This is a genomic window from Nocardia camponoti (assembly GCF_014646135.1).
Lineage (GTDB): Bacteria > Actinomycetota > Actinomycetes > Mycobacteriales > Mycobacteriaceae > Nocardia > Nocardia camponoti.
Genome location: NZ_BMMW01000001.1, coordinates 1,711,941 through 1,726,206 on the forward strand (window position 1 = coordinate 1,711,941; position 14,266 = coordinate 1,726,206).

14 protein-coding genes are annotated in these 14,266 nt (G+C 66.0%); 10 read left to right on the forward strand and 4 right to left on the reverse strand.

Annotated features, from left to right (window positions below; all coding sequences use genetic code 11):
• The first annotated feature begins 111 nt into the window (after nt 1-111).
• From IEX78_RS07940 to IEX78_RS07965, 6 genes are all read left to right on the forward strand, one after another.
• Complete coding sequence (locus IEX78_RS07940) at nt 112-750, forward strand: hypothetical protein (protein WP_188828088.1); 639 nt, start codon at nt 112-114, stop codon at nt 748-750.
• Nucleotides 751-844: 94 nt separating this feature from the next.
• On the forward strand, nt 845-1,336 hold the full coding sequence (locus IEX78_RS07945) for an ArsR/SmtB family transcription factor (protein WP_188828089.1): 492 nt from the start codon (nt 845-847) through the stop codon (nt 1,334-1,336).
• A 160-nt stretch (nt 1,337-1,496) separates the two neighbouring features.
• Nucleotides 1,497-3,155 carry an acyl-CoA synthetase gene (locus IEX78_RS07950; RefSeq protein WP_188828090.1) on the forward strand — a complete coding sequence of 553 codons (1,659 nt, stop codon included), beginning with the start codon at nt 1,497-1,499 and terminating at the stop codon, nt 3,153-3,155.
• A gap of 54 nt (nt 3,156-3,209) precedes the next feature.
• On the forward strand, nt 3,210-3,767 hold the full coding sequence (locus IEX78_RS07955) for a hypothetical protein (RefSeq protein WP_188828091.1): 558 nt from the start codon (nt 3,210-3,212) through the stop codon (nt 3,765-3,767).
• 110 nt (nt 3,768-3,877) lie between these two features.
• The gene (locus IEX78_RS07960; RefSeq protein ID WP_229683768.1) at nt 3,878-5,314 is read left to right on the forward strand and encodes a PepSY-associated TM helix domain-containing protein; all 1,437 of its coding nucleotides are present in this window, start codon (nt 3,878-3,880) and stop codon (nt 5,312-5,314) included.
• Nucleotides 5,315-5,554: 240 nt separating this feature from the next.
• Nucleotides 5,555-7,030, forward strand: coding sequence for a GGDEF domain-containing protein (locus IEX78_RS07965; protein WP_188828093.1), 1,476 nt, complete (start codon nt 5,555-5,557; stop codon nt 7,028-7,030).
• Nucleotides 7,031-7,038: 8 nt separating this feature from the next.
• Here IEX78_RS07965 and IEX78_RS07970 read toward each other — a convergent pair whose 3' ends face one another.
• Together IEX78_RS07970 and IEX78_RS07975 are read right to left on the reverse strand one after the other, a co-directional pair.
• A complete protein-coding gene (locus IEX78_RS07970; RefSeq protein ID WP_188828094.1) occupies nt 7,039-7,770 on the reverse strand; it encodes a DUF6319 family protein in 732 nt (243 codons plus the stop codon).
• A gap of 130 nt (nt 7,771-7,900) precedes the next feature.
• Nucleotides 7,901-9,073 (reverse strand): alpha-hydroxy-acid oxidizing protein, encoded by a 1,173-nt coding sequence (locus IEX78_RS07975; protein ID WP_188828095.1) that lies wholly within the window; start codon nt 9,071-9,073, stop codon nt 7,901-7,903.
• 79 nt (nt 9,074-9,152) lie between these two features.
• Here IEX78_RS07975 and IEX78_RS07980 point away from each other — a divergent pair, with 79 nt between their 5' ends.
• The 4 genes from IEX78_RS07980 to IEX78_RS07995 all read left to right on the forward strand — a co-directional run bounded on the left by IEX78_RS07980 (nt 9,153) and on the right by IEX78_RS07995 (nt 13,173).
• Entirely contained in the window at nt 9,153-9,386 is a 234-nt protein-coding gene (locus tag IEX78_RS07980) for a hypothetical protein (protein WP_188828096.1), read from the forward strand.
• A gap of 84 nt (nt 9,387-9,470) precedes the next feature.
• Nucleotides 9,471-10,589, forward strand: a complete 1,119-nt coding sequence (locus tag IEX78_RS07985) for a 1-phosphofructokinase family hexose kinase (RefSeq protein ID WP_188828097.1) — start codon at nt 9,471-9,473, stop codon at nt 10,587-10,589.
• Nucleotides 10,590-10,633: 44 nt separating this feature from the next.
• The gene (locus IEX78_RS07990) at nt 10,634-12,889 is read left to right on the forward strand and encodes a PTS fructose transporter subunit IIABC (protein ID WP_188828098.1); all 2,256 of its coding nucleotides are present in this window, start codon (nt 10,634-10,636) and stop codon (nt 12,887-12,889) included.
• 26 nt (nt 12,890-12,915) lie between these two features.
• Complete coding sequence (locus IEX78_RS07995; protein WP_188828099.1) at nt 12,916-13,173, forward strand: HPr family phosphocarrier protein; 258 nt, start codon at nt 12,916-12,918, stop codon at nt 13,171-13,173.
• Nucleotides 13,174-13,177: 4 nt separating this feature from the next.
• Here IEX78_RS07995 and IEX78_RS08000 read toward each other — a convergent pair whose 3' ends face one another.
• On the reverse strand, nt 13,178-13,600 hold the full coding sequence (locus IEX78_RS08000; protein WP_188828100.1) for a DUF4267 domain-containing protein: 423 nt from the start codon (nt 13,598-13,600) through the stop codon (nt 13,178-13,180).
• A gap of 23 nt (nt 13,601-13,623) precedes the next feature.
• Complete coding sequence (locus IEX78_RS08005; protein ID WP_188828101.1) at nt 13,624-14,265, reverse strand: hemerythrin domain-containing protein; 642 nt, start codon at nt 14,263-14,265, stop codon at nt 13,624-13,626.
• Nucleotide 14,266: the final 1 nt, after the last annotated feature.

Here is a 14,266-nt window from a genome sequence, read left to right on the forward strand (position 1 = left end):
CCAGTGATCTTTCTGACACCCTGGTCGATTACCGTGCGACAAGCGGAACGAATTCCACCGTTGAATTCCACGAAACAGAGTGCTGTACCAGGACCTCAAGGAGAGCTGGTTATGCGTCAACTGAGTTTCCCCCGTCGTCTCACCACCGCGATCGCGGCAACGTCAGCGGCTGTCGCCGTTATTTTCGCTGGCCCGGCGGTCGCCGACCCGACTGAACAGCCCGCGACGGTCGACGTCGCCCAGGCCGTGCAAGGTCTGCGCAGTCCTGCGGCGGGCAATCCAGAAGCCGAAGCCGCGCTCAACCAGATCGCGGCCAATGGCGCCATCCCGGTCGCGCTGCCCGCGCAACCGTTCCAGATCCCGGCCACCTCCGACATCGGCCAAAATGGCCAGGGCCCAGGTGTTTACGGTTCGGGCATCGCGCTCGACATCGACGGGTTCCGTTTCGGCTTCTTCGGCGGCCCCGGCACGATCGCGCCGAACCAGGCTGGCGCGAAGCTTGAGGTGATCTGGCTCAACCTCAACACCGGTCAGAGCGGAACCAATGTCCTCAACGAGCATCTCGACATTCCTGTCGACACCACTATCCGCACCGCCCCGCTCAACACCGGCAACGGCCTGATCGTCGCCGCCGTGTACGGCAGCCTGTGGCACCGTTGGTCGGTCCCGGTGGACGACGCGCACCCGGACGGGTTCGCCTACCAGAAGGGCACCATCCAGCAGCCGTCGTTCGGCGCGGTCTCGCGCTAACCCTTCGTTCGACGACACACCCCGGTGGCCCTCGGTCGCCGGGGTGTGTCGCGTTCACGCCGATCACCATTCGCGCGTGACGTAGGTTGGTTCGGTGGATCTTGAGGCCCGACTCGAAGCTTTGGAGGCGCGGGTCACCGCGCTAGAGGAAACCGATGTAGTCGATCGACGCTGGGCCGCCGAGCGACTGTGGAACGAATTTTCGGCGGAAGGCGTGCGCAATGGTGGCGTGCAACTCGTTGGCGCGTTGAAGTTACCGACGGGCGAACAGTTCGATTGGCAAGCTGAATTCGAACTCGACGCGATCGTTGGCGACGACTGGACCGAATGGACCGAGACCGCCAATTGTCTTGCCGCACTGAGTAATCCGAGCAGACTGCGCTTGTTGCGCGAAATCCTCAATGGCCGTCGCACTGCCGCCGACCTCGCCGCGATCAGCGAACTCGGCACATCGCCGGAGATCTATCAACACCTGCGCGACCTCGCCGCCGTCGGCTGGCTCCACACCGCGGGACTTGGCCGGTTCGAGGTGCCGGAAGGTCGCGTTGTGCCGTTACTTGTGGCTTTGGCGTGCGCCCAACGCTGAGCCCGGTCAGGTCGTGAACGGGCACAGGACGATCCTTGGCATGCGATCGGGGTCACATTCATTCGCGCATGCTTGCTAGAGTTAGCAGTAGCACTGGATCTCGATGAAGCGGTCCGGTTTCGCGGTCGTCGTGGGATCGGTCTGCCCGAAAGGCTCTTCGATGTCACTGTCTCTGCCCGCGCTAACCGGCCCGGCTCAACGCGCGGGAGACTTCGCGCGCGGGGTCAAGGTCATGGTCGACCGCAAGTTGTTCAACCCGTTGCGCCTCGACCACGCCGCACGCTCGTACCTCCATATCGCCAAGTTCGGTCCCTTCGCTGGCGTCGTGATGCACGCGGCGCAAAGTCGACCTGATTCGCCGGCGATTGTTGACGAACGCGGCGAACTCACCTTCCGCGAACTCGACGAACAGTCCAACGCGTTCGCGCGCGGCCTGCGCGCATCGGGGGTCAACGAGGGCGACGTGATCGCGATCCTTGCCCGCGACCATCGCGGCATGGTGTTGAGCATGCTTGCCGCTGGCAAGCTCGGCGTGCGCGCTGTGCTGATGAACACCGGGTTCGCGAAACCGCAATTCGCCGACGTCGCCGCGCGCGAAAAGGTGAAGGTCGTCCTGCACGACAGCGAATTCACCGACCTGATGAGCGCGATTCCGGCGGAGATTCCGCGCGTGCTCACCTGGGTCGACGAAGCCGACAACGTCGACGCGTCGATCCCGACCGTCGAGTCGCTGTCGTCGGGTCGCGGCGTGACCGCGCTGGCCAGCCCCAAGAAGCCGGGCGGGATGATCATCCTGACCAGCGGAACCACCGGCACCCCGAAGGGCGCGCCGCGCGACAAGGTGAGCCCGTTCGTTTCGGCACAATTCGTCGACCGTGTCCCGCTGCCCAACAACGGCACGATGGTTATGGCCGCTCCGATTTTCCACGGCACCGGACTTTCGCAGTTCACGCTTGGCATCGCGCTCGGTAACCGCGTTGTTTTCCAGCAGCGCCGCTTCGACCCGGAGCGCACGCTCGCCAATATTGTTCGCTACCAAGCGGATTCGCTGATCGTTGTGCCGACGATGCTGCAACGCATCCTCGACCTCGACGAAGCGATCCTCGCCAAGTACGACCCGACGACGATCAAGGTTATTTTCGCCGCCGGTTCGGCGATCCCGCCGGACGTGGTCACGCGCGCGCTCGACTACTTCGGCGATTCGCTCTACAACCTGTACGGGTCGACCGAGTGCGCCGTAATGACCGTCGCGACCCCCGCTGACCTGCGCAAAGCACCGACGACAGCGGGCAAGCCACCCATCGGCATCCGGATCGCGCTGCTCGACGCCGACCGCAAACCGGTCACCACACCGCACACCACCGGCACGATCTTCGTCGACAACGGGTTCGCGTTCAGCGGGTACACCGACGGGCGCAATAAAGAAATGGTCGGCAACCTGATGTCGTCAGGCGATGTTGGTCACCTCGATGAAGACGGGCTGCTTTTCGTTGACGGCCGCGACGACGACATGATCGTTTCCGGCGGCGAGAACGTGTTCCCGCTTGAGGTGGAGAACCTGATCGCCGGTCGCGCTGACGTGTTCGAAGCCGCCGTCGTTGGCGTCGACGACCGCGAATACGGCAAGCGCCTGCGCGCGGTGGTCGTTCCTGGCCCGGAGTCGGCTCGCGACGCCCGGGAAATCAAGGAGTTCGTGCGCGAGAACCTTGCCCGGTACAAGGTGCCGCGTGAGGTGATCTTTGTTGATGAACTGCCGCGCAATGCGACCGGCAAGTTGCTGCGTAAGCCGTTGATCGAGATGGACGTGCCGACCGCCTAGACGGCCGCAATGCCCAGCGCGAACGTGTCGTAGGCGCTGGTTAATATCTGCGCTGTGACCATCGAGTTCGGCGCCGCCGCGCACCCGCACGCCCTTGGGGCGCGGGTGCGCGGTGCGTGTGCGGCCTCGATGTCGGGGGCGCTCGCGCTTGGCGCGCACGGGCTGGTCGCCGGTGGGGTGCTGCCGAGCGGGACCACTGTTGTGTTGCTCGCCGCTGTCGCCGCGCTCGTTGGGGCGGTGGTTTCGGGATTCGACCTGCTCAGTGGGCGAACGGGGCTCGCTGCCGTGCTGCTCGGCGGACAGCTGCTTGGGCACACAACAATGAACTGGACTTCGTCGGCACACCATCATGCGAGCGCGTCGCCGGGCTTGGCGATGAGCCTTGCGCACGCGGCGGCCGCGGCTGTCGCTGCCGTATTGATCAGTGGCGTTACCGTCGCTTACCGCGCGGTCGTCACGGCATTGGTTCGCGTTCTGCCTTCCCGCTACCGCCCACCGCGCATCCCCGACCCGCTGCCCCTTCGCCTGACTTACCGCACGCGCGCGATCCTGCGTGTGCTGGTCGCGGCTCCACTCCCGTCGCGCGGCCCACCGGCACTGGTTTCTTACTGATTCCCTCACCTGGGATGCACTGAGGTGCTTCGAGCCGGGTACGCGCCTGCGCGTACGCCGGTCACTCTCGCGCTCCCATGTCTCCTCCACCTTCAGGAATGAAACCTGCCTTGAGCATCATCGACATTGTCGCGCCCGCATCCGGAACTGACGCGACCCCGCCCCGACGCGGCAGCACTCGTCGCCGCAACCTCTACCCACTTGCCCAACGCCTGCATTTCTTCGCAGGCATCTTCGTCGCTCCTTTCCTCCTGATCGCCGCTCTCACCGGCGCGCTGTACGCGATTGCGCCGACCATCGAAAACGTCCTTTCCGCCGACCTCCTTCGTGTCGAAACAACAGGACCAACGCGACCGCTCGCCGAGCAGGTGAGCGCCGCCGTCGCCACCAAACCTGACCTCAACCTGGTCGCCGTCGCGCCAGCGGTCGACAACGAAACCACGCGCGTCCTCTTCGTCGACCCCACGCTCGGCGAATCCGAACGGCTCGCGGTGTTCGTCGACCCGCACACCGCGCTTCCGGTCGGCGAATCCGTCGTCTACGGCAGCAGCGGCGCCCTGCCGATGCGCGCGTGGTTGAGCGAATTGCATCGCAGTCTGCACCTGGGCGAACCCGGTCGCCTTTACAGCGAGGCGGCAGCGTCGTGGTTGTGGGTGATCGTTGGCTTCGGCCTCATCCTGTGGATTTCGCGCGTGCGTAAACGCGCGAAGCGCAACAGCGTCGCCTGGTTGGCCGCGCCCGACCTGAGCAACACCAAGCGACGAAACCTCACCTGGCATGCGGTCATTGGTTTCTGGGTCCTGCCGATCGCGGTTCTGCTTTCGGCAACCGGCATGACCTGGTCGACCTACGCGGGCGAGAACGTCACGAAATTGCGCGAGGAAATGAGCTGGACGACGCCAAGCGTGCCGTCGACGCTGCCCGGAGAAAAGCCAAGTGCCGCGCCCACATCCGACCACCACGCCAGCACCGCCCCAGCAAGCTCCGACGCGGCGGCGCACATCAGCGAACTTGACCGCGTCTACGCGACCGCACGCGCGAACGGCATCGACCGCGCCGCCGAAATCACGATTCCCGCGACCGCGACCAAAGCCTTCGTCGTGAAGGAACAGCGCAGGTCGGGTACGTACGCGATCGACGCTGTCGCCGTTGACGGCACGACCGGCGCGGTTGTCGCCACGCTCCCCTACGCCGAATGGCCGCTCATGGCCAAGCTCACCAACTGGGGCATCGCCTTCCACATGGGCCTGCTCTTCGGGCTGCCGAATCAACTGCTGTTGACGGCCGCGATGCTCGGCCTGCTCGCGGTGCTCGTCCTCGGCTACGTGATGTGGTGGCAACGGCGACCTGAACGCGAATCGGCAACAGCGCGTTTCGGTTCCGCACCTCGACGTGGCGCGCTGCGCAAAACCTCGCTCGTGGTGGTGATCCCGCTGGTCACTGCCACGCTCGTCGTCGGCTGGTTCGCCCCGTTGATCGGAATTCCGCTGGTCGCGTTCCTGCTCATCGACACCGCGATCGGCCTTAGCGCCCGCGCCGTCGACTAGCCGAAACCGACAGATCGACCGAGCAGCTACCAACTGCTCGGTCGGTCCCCGATTTCTTCCGACAGTCACCGCCAAAACGTGTCATCATCGAAGTGGTTGTCAAGTTTTGAGCGTCGGCGCCCGCCGGCCGGGAATTCTGCTCGGACAACGACACTCGGTGCTCCTCGAAGCCGATGCGCGAAGAATTCACGGCCTCACGTTCGATCGACGCTTGTCGCGTGCTGATCGAGGGGGCTGATAATGATGGTCAGAAATCGACCGCGCTGGTTCGCCAGTGCCCTAGGGGTCGTCGCAGCTGGCATCGCGCTCGCACCGCTGTTCCACAGCCGTGCCGTCACCCTCGGATTACTCATCGCGATCGTCGCAATTAGCTTGTCGCTCATCGGGATTGGCCTGCACAGCTATCGGCCAGCACATCGGTTGCCGTGGTATCAACTTGCCGCAGGTTTCGTCGCGTTCGCCATCGGGATGACGGTCAGTAAGCCGCTCGACGCACTCTTCGCCTTAGCCGGTTACGCGCTCATCGGATTAGCCGCGCTCAGCTGGGTGCGGCCGCGTCGCGTTGGTCGCGATCTGCTGCTCGACTCAACGATGATCGGATCGAGCGCGCTGCTTGCGGCATGGATCTTCCTCATCTCGCCCATTTTTCGACACGGGAACGGGCTAGACGCCCTGCTCGCCGCCTGTTTCCCCGTCGTCGACGCGCTGCTGCTCACGCTGCTCGCGCACACGATGGCAACGGCAGCGCGATCCGAGAAGGCGCTGCGCGTTTTGCAGGTGGCCTTGCTTGCCGCACTGATCGGCGGGCTCTTCGAAAGTGGTGCCGCGGCCGGATTTGGCTGGGCCGCAGTCGAAATCGCGCCCATCGCGCGTCAGTTCGCGATTCTGCTCGCGGGCATTGCGGCGCTGCACCCGACGATGGTCGACCTTGGCAACTCCGCCGACGTGCAACCGCATCGCGCGCGCAGGAGGGCCGGGGCCATCGCGGTGGCGCTGGTCGCCGCCTCGCTGGTGAGCGTGGTTGGCACCAACCCTGGCCCTGCCGACCGCATCGTCGTGTGCGGTCTGCTGACGCTGCTGCTTGTTGGCGTGCTCGTGCGCAGCGAACATGCCATCGCTCGCAGCGCACGCAGTGAACGTCGCGCGCAATATCAAGCCGACCACGACCAACTCACCGGCCTACTCAACCGTGCCGCGCTCCTGCGTGCTCCCCAAGTTCATCGCGGCGAATGGACGGGAAAACCGTTGAGCCTGTTGTTCATTGACCTCGACGACTTCAAACGAGTCAACGACAGTTACGGCCACGCCGTCGGCGACGAACTGATCGCGGCCGTCGCCTGCCGCATCACCGACGCCACCCGCGACAGCGACGTGACCGCGCGCTACGGCGGCGACGAGTTTGTTGTGCTCTGCGCGCGTGGTCGCGCCGACGCGCACGCCCTCGCCCAACAGCTCCTCGGCGCGTTCATCCGCCCCTTCGACCTGAGTTGCGGCGAACTGCCCATCACCGCGAGCATCGGCATCGCGACAACCGGGGCCCGGCTGGCTTCCGCGCACACCGGCGAAGCAACCGTGTACGCGCTGCTACGCGACGCGGACGCGGCGATGTATCACGCGAAGGAGTTCGGGCTTGGGCTTGCGGTGCACGACGAGCACCACCGACCACGCCGCCGACGCGTGATTGCCGCCGTCGACCCGAGCAGCACCGCCGTGTAGCTCGGCGATTACCCCAGCTCGGCCAGCAGCTGGCGCGCTGCCTCTAACTCCGCTTGCAGCGCTTCGACTTTCGCCTGTTGGGCGACGCGCACCGCTTCGAGCACGCCGTCGACCACCTCGGCGACCTCGGGGTGCAGCAGTTGCGCCGCTTGCGCGACCGCGCCACTGCTCACCGCGACACCACGCACGCTGCGCTTCTTGCCGTTCACGACATCGACGGTCCATTCACCTTCGGCAGTACCCGACAGCGTGACGGTGACCTCGGGCGTCTTGGTCTTACGCGCGGCGGGAGCCTTGACCGGACGCGGCGCGGCTGGCTTGGCCGCCTCGGGCGCGGGCTGCGGGGTTCCATTGGACACGGGCTTGGCCACAGGCTCGGTCACCGGCGGTTCCTTTCGAATGACGGACTCGGGAAGCGGTTCGCCCGCAACGGTTTTCACAGCGGGCTTTGGTGCGGGCGCGGGGACCGGTTTGGCTGGCTTGATGAGGGTGATCTCGCTCGGGCCCAACCACAGCTCATCCTTCGACCCGGTTGGCCGCACCTGCAAAAAATCGCCATCGGCCGGATCCCCAAGCGCGAGCAGCTTGCCCGACTTGCCCTCGGCAACCCCCACCGCGGCGGCGGTGAACCACACCATCGGCGACCTACCCTCGGCTAATTCGCGCGCGAGATGGGCGAGGTCGTCGTCGGAAAGGACGGGCTTGGCTGATCGGCGGGGCTTAGTGCTCGGCGAGGACATCGTGGACTCCGGGGTTCGTGCGTTGCGTGGCGTGCGGTAGTGGCAACGATGATGCACTACCCCACCGACAAGTTCGGCCCGAGCCGAATGCCTCGGGCCGAATCTAGTTACCGCGCAGACTAGTTCACGCTCAGCGCGACGCGTTTCCAAAGGTGGACGGCACCGTGTTCGCGCGCACGGCGTCGGCGTTCGGGTAGCCGTTCACCGCGAGCAGCAGGTCGGCTTCGGCGAGGTAACCGCGCAGCAGGTGCACGAGGCCGCGAACGCCGCCGAGGGCGAGCGCGTACACGTACGGTCGGCCAAGGCCAACCATCGTCGCGCCGAGCCCAATCGCCTTGACCACGTCGGCACCCGAGCGCACGCCCGAGTCGAAAAGGACAGGCACCGCGTCGTTGACGGCTTCGACCACCTTGGGCAGCGTCTCCAGCGCGCTCAAGCCGCCGTTGGCCTGGCGTCCGCCGTGGTTCGACACGTAAATCCCGTTTGCGCCGAAGTCGATCGCCTTGCGCGCGTCGTCGGGGTGGGAGATGCCCTTGAGGATGATCGGCAGGTCGGTCAGCGAGCGCAGCCAGGTGAGGTCGTCCCAGGTCAGCGAGTGGCCGAACGTCGCGATCCAGTGCAGGACAATCAGTTTCGGGTCATCGGAACCGACCATCGCCTTGAACACCGGGTCGCTGGTGTAGTTGCGCAACACGTGCCCGCGCAACTGCGGGAAGTTGCCGCTCGCCAGGTCGCGCGGCCGCCACCCCGGCACCCACGTATCGAGGGTCACCGTGATGCCCGCGTACCCGGCGGCCTCGGCGCGCCGCACGAGGCTTTCGGCAAGTTCGCGATTCTTCGGCGTGTAGAGCTGGAAGAACGACGGGGTGTCGCCCGCGTGCGGACGCACGTCTTCGAGCGGGTCTTCCATCAGTGTCGAATACATCGCGGGCACGCCGGTTTGCGCGGACGCTTTCGCGACGGCGATGTCGCCGTGGCCATTTTCGCCGACGAGCCCGATCACACCGACCGGTGCCATGAACAGCGGGCTCGCGAAGGTTTTGCCGAACGCTTCGACGGTGAGGTCGCGTTCAGTCGCGCCGACGAACATGCGGGGAACGAGACCCCAGTCCGCGAACGCTTCGGCATTGCGACGTTGCGTGAGCTCGTCGCCAGCACCGCCCGCGATGTAGTCGAGCAGGGTTTCAGGCAGCGAAGCGGTGGCTTTGCGCTCCAACGTCGCGTAATCCATGGGGAATTCGGGCAGATTTCCACCGAGCGCGGCTAGGTAGATCTCGTTCTGATAGTCGGCGAACTGACTCATTGCTGCACTTTCCCACGGCAGGTGCCGGTCACGGGGCCGAGGGTAGATGTAAGGTGCGTCATACTCGAAAGTAGGAAGATTGAGAGCGCCTGTCGTGACCGTCGTCGAACAATTCGAACACTCGGCCGCACCCGCCGATCCAGATGCCTCGCTAGCCGAGCGGATTAGCTGCGCCAAAATCCGGTATCTCACCCAGCTCGCCTTAGGTCTGTCGGAGGAATCGATGGACTTGCTCACCTCGGTCACCGACCGACTACGTGCTGCTGAAGGTGCGCTCGGCGACCCGCTCACGGCGGATTTGGGTTTCGACTGACGACTTCCCGCTGAAATGTGACGCCACTCACTACACTTTGGAAGTAATCCTTAGCGGGGTGTCGGCTCAAGAGGTGGTGCTCGCATGATCGTCACGTTCACCGCGAACCCCAGCGTCGACCGCACGGTCACGCTCGATGAGCCACTTGAGCGCGGCGCGGTAATGCGCGCTACCAGCGTTGTTTCCTACCCCGGCGGCAAGGGCGTCAACGTCGCGCGGGTGATCGCCGCCGCGGGCCAAGCTGTTGTCGCGGTCCTGCCTGGTGGGGTCGACGATCCCGTTGTTAGCGCGTTGCGCGTGGGCGAATTGCCGCTGCGAACCGTTCCGGTACCGGGCGAGCCGCGCGTGAACCTCACGATCGCCGAGGCCGACGGCACGACGACCAAGATCAACGAACCGGGGCGCCCGCTGCATGGACGCGAACGCGCGGAACTCACGGCGGTGCTTGTCGAGTTGGCACCGGACGCGAGTTGGGTTGTGCTGTCGGGCTCGCTGCCGCCTGGTGCGCCACCGGATTGGTATGCGGAACTGGTTGCGACGTTGTCGGCGTTGAGGGGCGGGGTCGCGGCGGCAAGCGGTTTCGGTGCAACCGATGAAGGCGCGGTGGCGGGCGGGTTCGGTGCGGCCGACGGGGACCCGGCCGGAGGTTTGAGGTTGGGCGATGAGTTAGGGCTGTCTGCGGCAGCCCCGGCCGCGAGCGGGCAGACGATGCGAGGCGCGGGCGTGCGAATTGCCGTTGACACCTCTGACGTACCCCTCCTTGCGATGGCCGCAGGGCCGGTGTTGCCTGATCTTGTCAAGCCCAATACCGCCGAGCTCGCTCAGCTCAGTGGGCTTGACCTTGCCGACGACTCTGATCCTGCCCTCGTCGCCGCTGCCGCGGCACGGCTCGTCGAGCGCGGGTTTGGCGCGGTGCTCGCCACGCTTGGTGCGGCCGGGGCGGTGCTGGTCAACGCCGAGGGGGCGTGGTTCGCGAGTGCGCCGCGGATTGTCGCGCGCAGCACGGTTGGTGCCGGGGATTCCGCGCTGGCTGGGTATCTGCTCGCCGACGTCGCGGGTGCGAGTCCTGCCGATCGACTCCGCGCTGCCGTCGCGTACGGGAGCGCGGCCACGGCGCTGCCGGGCACCGAGTTGCCCGGGCCCGACCAGGTTCGCCTTGATGATGTGCGCGCTGTTCCGCTTGGAGTATCGCCCGGGACGTAGTCGCTGCTCGCCTGTCGTTGTTCCCACTCGCGAAGGAAGCAATCATGACCGAACCGATCATTACTCCCGCGCTGGTCGCGCTCGATGTCGACTTCGGCGGCGACAAACAGTCGGTCATCACCGCACTCGCCGACCTGCTCGCCGCGAACGGTCGCGCGACCAACGCCGCGACTGTCGCCGAAGCCGCGCTCACCCGCGAAGGACAATCCGCGACGGGCCTGCCCGGCGGCCTCGCGATCCCGCACTGTCGATCGGCAGCGGTAGTGACACCGTCGCTGTGCTTCGCGCGCCTGACTCCCCCGGTCGACTTCGGCGCACCCGACGGCCCCGCCGACTTGGTTTTCCTCATCGCCGCCCCGGAAGGCGCTGGCGCGGAACACATGAAACTCCTGTCCTCACTGGCCCGCGCGTTGGTGCGCCCGGCTTTCGTCGCCGATTTGCGCGCGGCGGGGACGAAGGAGGAAGTCGTCGCACTGGTTGATGGGGTGGTCAACCCGCCTAGCGCGGGCGCGGCGGGTACGGGAGCAGCGGGCGCGTCCGGCGCTGCGGCGGGTTCAGCAGGCGCAACTGGTGCAGCGGGTGCAGCCGGTTCAGCGGGCTCGGCAAGCTCGCCAGGCGCGGGCGGTGTCGCGGGCGCGGCCAGTGCTGCGGGCGCGGCCAGCCCGGGCGGCGCAGGTGGCTCAGCCGGCCAGGATGGTCAGGCGGGCGCGGCTGGCTCAGCGGGCACGACCGGTGCTGTCGGCGCGGCCGGTGCGGCCGGTGCGGGCGGCGCCGATTCCCCCAACGACGAATCGGCGAGCGCGGACGCATCCGGCGGCGACAAGGAACCGCTGATTGTCGCGGTTACCGCCTGTCCCACCGGGATTGCGCACACCTACATGGCCGCCGATTCCCTCGTCGCCGCCGGTGAGCGCGACGGGGTGCGGGTTGTTGTCGAGACCCAAGGGTCAAGTGGGGGCACCAAACTCAGTCCCGAAACCATCGCCGCTGCCGAAGCGGTGATCTTCGCGACCGACGTCGGTGTCAAGGACAAGGCGCGATTCGCCGGGAAGCCCGTTGTGGAGTCCGGCGTTAAACGCGCGATTAACGAACCCGGCGTGATGGTCGCGGAAGCTATTGCGGCAGCGCACAATCCGAACGCACCACGAGTGGGCGGTGCGACCCCGACAGCTGCGGACACGTCGACCAAGGGCATCGGCTGGGGCACGCGACTGCGGCAAATCCTGCTTACTGGCGTCAGCTACATGATTCCATTCGTAGCCGCCGGCGGCCTGCTGATCGCGTTGAGCTTCCTGCTCGGCGGCTACGAAATCAGCGAGAACGCGAAAACGATCGTGCTCGACAATTCGATCACCGACCTCCCCGCAGGCGGCCTTGGCACCTACCTCGGCGCGGTCCTCTTCGAAATAGGTTCGCTCGCCTTCAGTTTCCTCGTCCCCGCACTCGCTGGGTATATCGCGTTCGCGATAGCCGACAGGCCCGGTCTCGCACCAGGTTTCACTGCGGGCGCGATCGCGGTCTTCGTCGGCGCTGGCTTCCTCGGCGGCTTGGTCGGTGGCCTTGTCGCCGGTTTCGCGGCGCTCTGGGTTGGTCGCATTCCGGTGCCAACGTGGGCGCGCGGCCTGATGCCAGTGGTGATTATCCCGCTGCTCGCCTCGCTGATCGTCGGCGCGCTGATGTTCATCCTGCTCGGCAAACCGCTCGCCGCCGCCACCTCAGGCCTCACGAACTGGCTCAACAGCCTCACCGGCACCTCAGCGATCGCGCTCGGCGTGATCCTCGGCGTGATGATGTGCTTCGACCTCGGCGGCCCAGTGAACAAGGCGGCGTACGCGTTCGCGGTCGCTGGCCTCAATATCAACGACAACGCCTCGCTGCGGGTGATGGCCGCCGTCATGGCCGCTGGCATGGTGCCGCCACTGGCGATGGCACTGTCAACGACGCTGCGCCCCAAGCTCTACACCCCATCTGAACGCGAAAATGGCGTCGCCGCATGGCTTTTGGGCGCGTCCTTCATTTCCGAAGGCGCGATCCCCTTCGCCGCCGCCGACCCGTTTCGCGTGCTGCCGTCGATGATGGTCGGCGGCGCGGTGACGGGCGGGCTCATCATGGCAACCGACGTCACCCTCAGCGCACCACACGGCGGCATCTTCGTCTTCTTCGCGATCGGCAACCTAATCTGGTTTGTCGTTTCGCTGCTGATTGGCACCGTCATTGCGGCGCTGTGTGTGACAGTGGCGAAGGAAGTGACTCGCAAGCACCCCGACGCACCCGTCATCGCGGGCGCGACAACCGCGTAGTTCCCTGGAAATAAGGAGAGAGATTCATGGCAAGCACCACCGTGACCGTCGGCTCGTCGGTTGGCCTGCACGCGCGCCCCGCTGCGCTGATCGCCGAAGCGGTCGCTGCCGCAGGCGTTCCGGTGACGATCGCGGTGGCCGGCGGCGACCCGGTCGACGCCGCGTCGTCGCTGATGATCATGACCTTGGGCGCTGGCCAGGGCACCGAGGTAGAGATCACGAGCGACGACGAGGCGACGTTGGCCAAGATCGCGGAACTGGTCGCGAGCGACCTCGACGCGTAACCAACTAGTGAGCGGGCGCGAGACTCGGCGTCACCACGACGCTCGTCTCGCGCCGCTCGGTCAGCAAGAGTCCGGCGGTCGCGACGAGAAACGCCAACGCGGTGCCGTGCACGGTCAGCGCGGTAGTGAGGTCACCACCGTGCGTGACAACCGCGAGCCCGTCAAACGCCGGAATGAGGGCGTTGATGAGGATCGCCCACCCGAGCACTCGCCGTTGCCCAAGGCCAAGCAGCAGGAACGTAACGCCCGCAACGGCGATATCGCGGCCCGCCTTCACCATGAAGTAGCCATCGGCGTTGCCCGTCGGCCACGGGGTGATCCCGAATCCATCCGGGGCCGCGGGGTTGAACAGAAAGTTGAGTCCGAAGAACAACGGTGCGAGCCCGCAGCAGACGGCGAGCGCGGTGGTGACGAATTTCCTGGTCATGAGAGTTTCCTTCTAGTGGGTAGTTAAGCGGCGCGAACGCGACGCATGTGGCGGACGTAGCGTGGGCGGCCGACAACACGCCAAACTCCGCGTACGGGGGCGGGCAATACGCTGAGCAGCAGTGCCCGTTCTTGGGGGCTCGCATCTTCGAGCACCATCCCGAACAGGGTGAGCAGCGTGAGCTTGGGCGTATTCGCGACAAGGTGCTCGCCGAGCGAAGCCCACTCCTGCTCGGTCACGTAGCGGGAGGCAAGGGGCAGGAGCGTTGCTTCCTCGTCGTCGAGATGTTCGATCAGGGCCGCTCGATGGGCGACCAACGCGGCGACGAGCGCGTCGCGCTCGGCGATGCCGGCTGTCGACTCCCACGCGGGGACAGCTTTGTCGAGCGCGGTGAACGTCGCTTCGATCCGCTGGTGTTGCACCTCCATCCGCAGGACAATGTCGGCTTCCATGTCGACGCGGGAAAGCAGTGGGGGCCAAAGCAATTCGTCTTCGCCCTCGTGGTGGTTCTTCAGTCCGAGGCGATAATCGCGGAAGTGAGCGGCCAGCACCCTCGCTCGCGTTGTGTCGCCGGGCGTTACCGCGGCGACCAGGTCGATGAGCAACCGCGACTCGCGTCGAAACGCACGATGGACGATCTCCATATCCTGCGTATTGACCGTCATG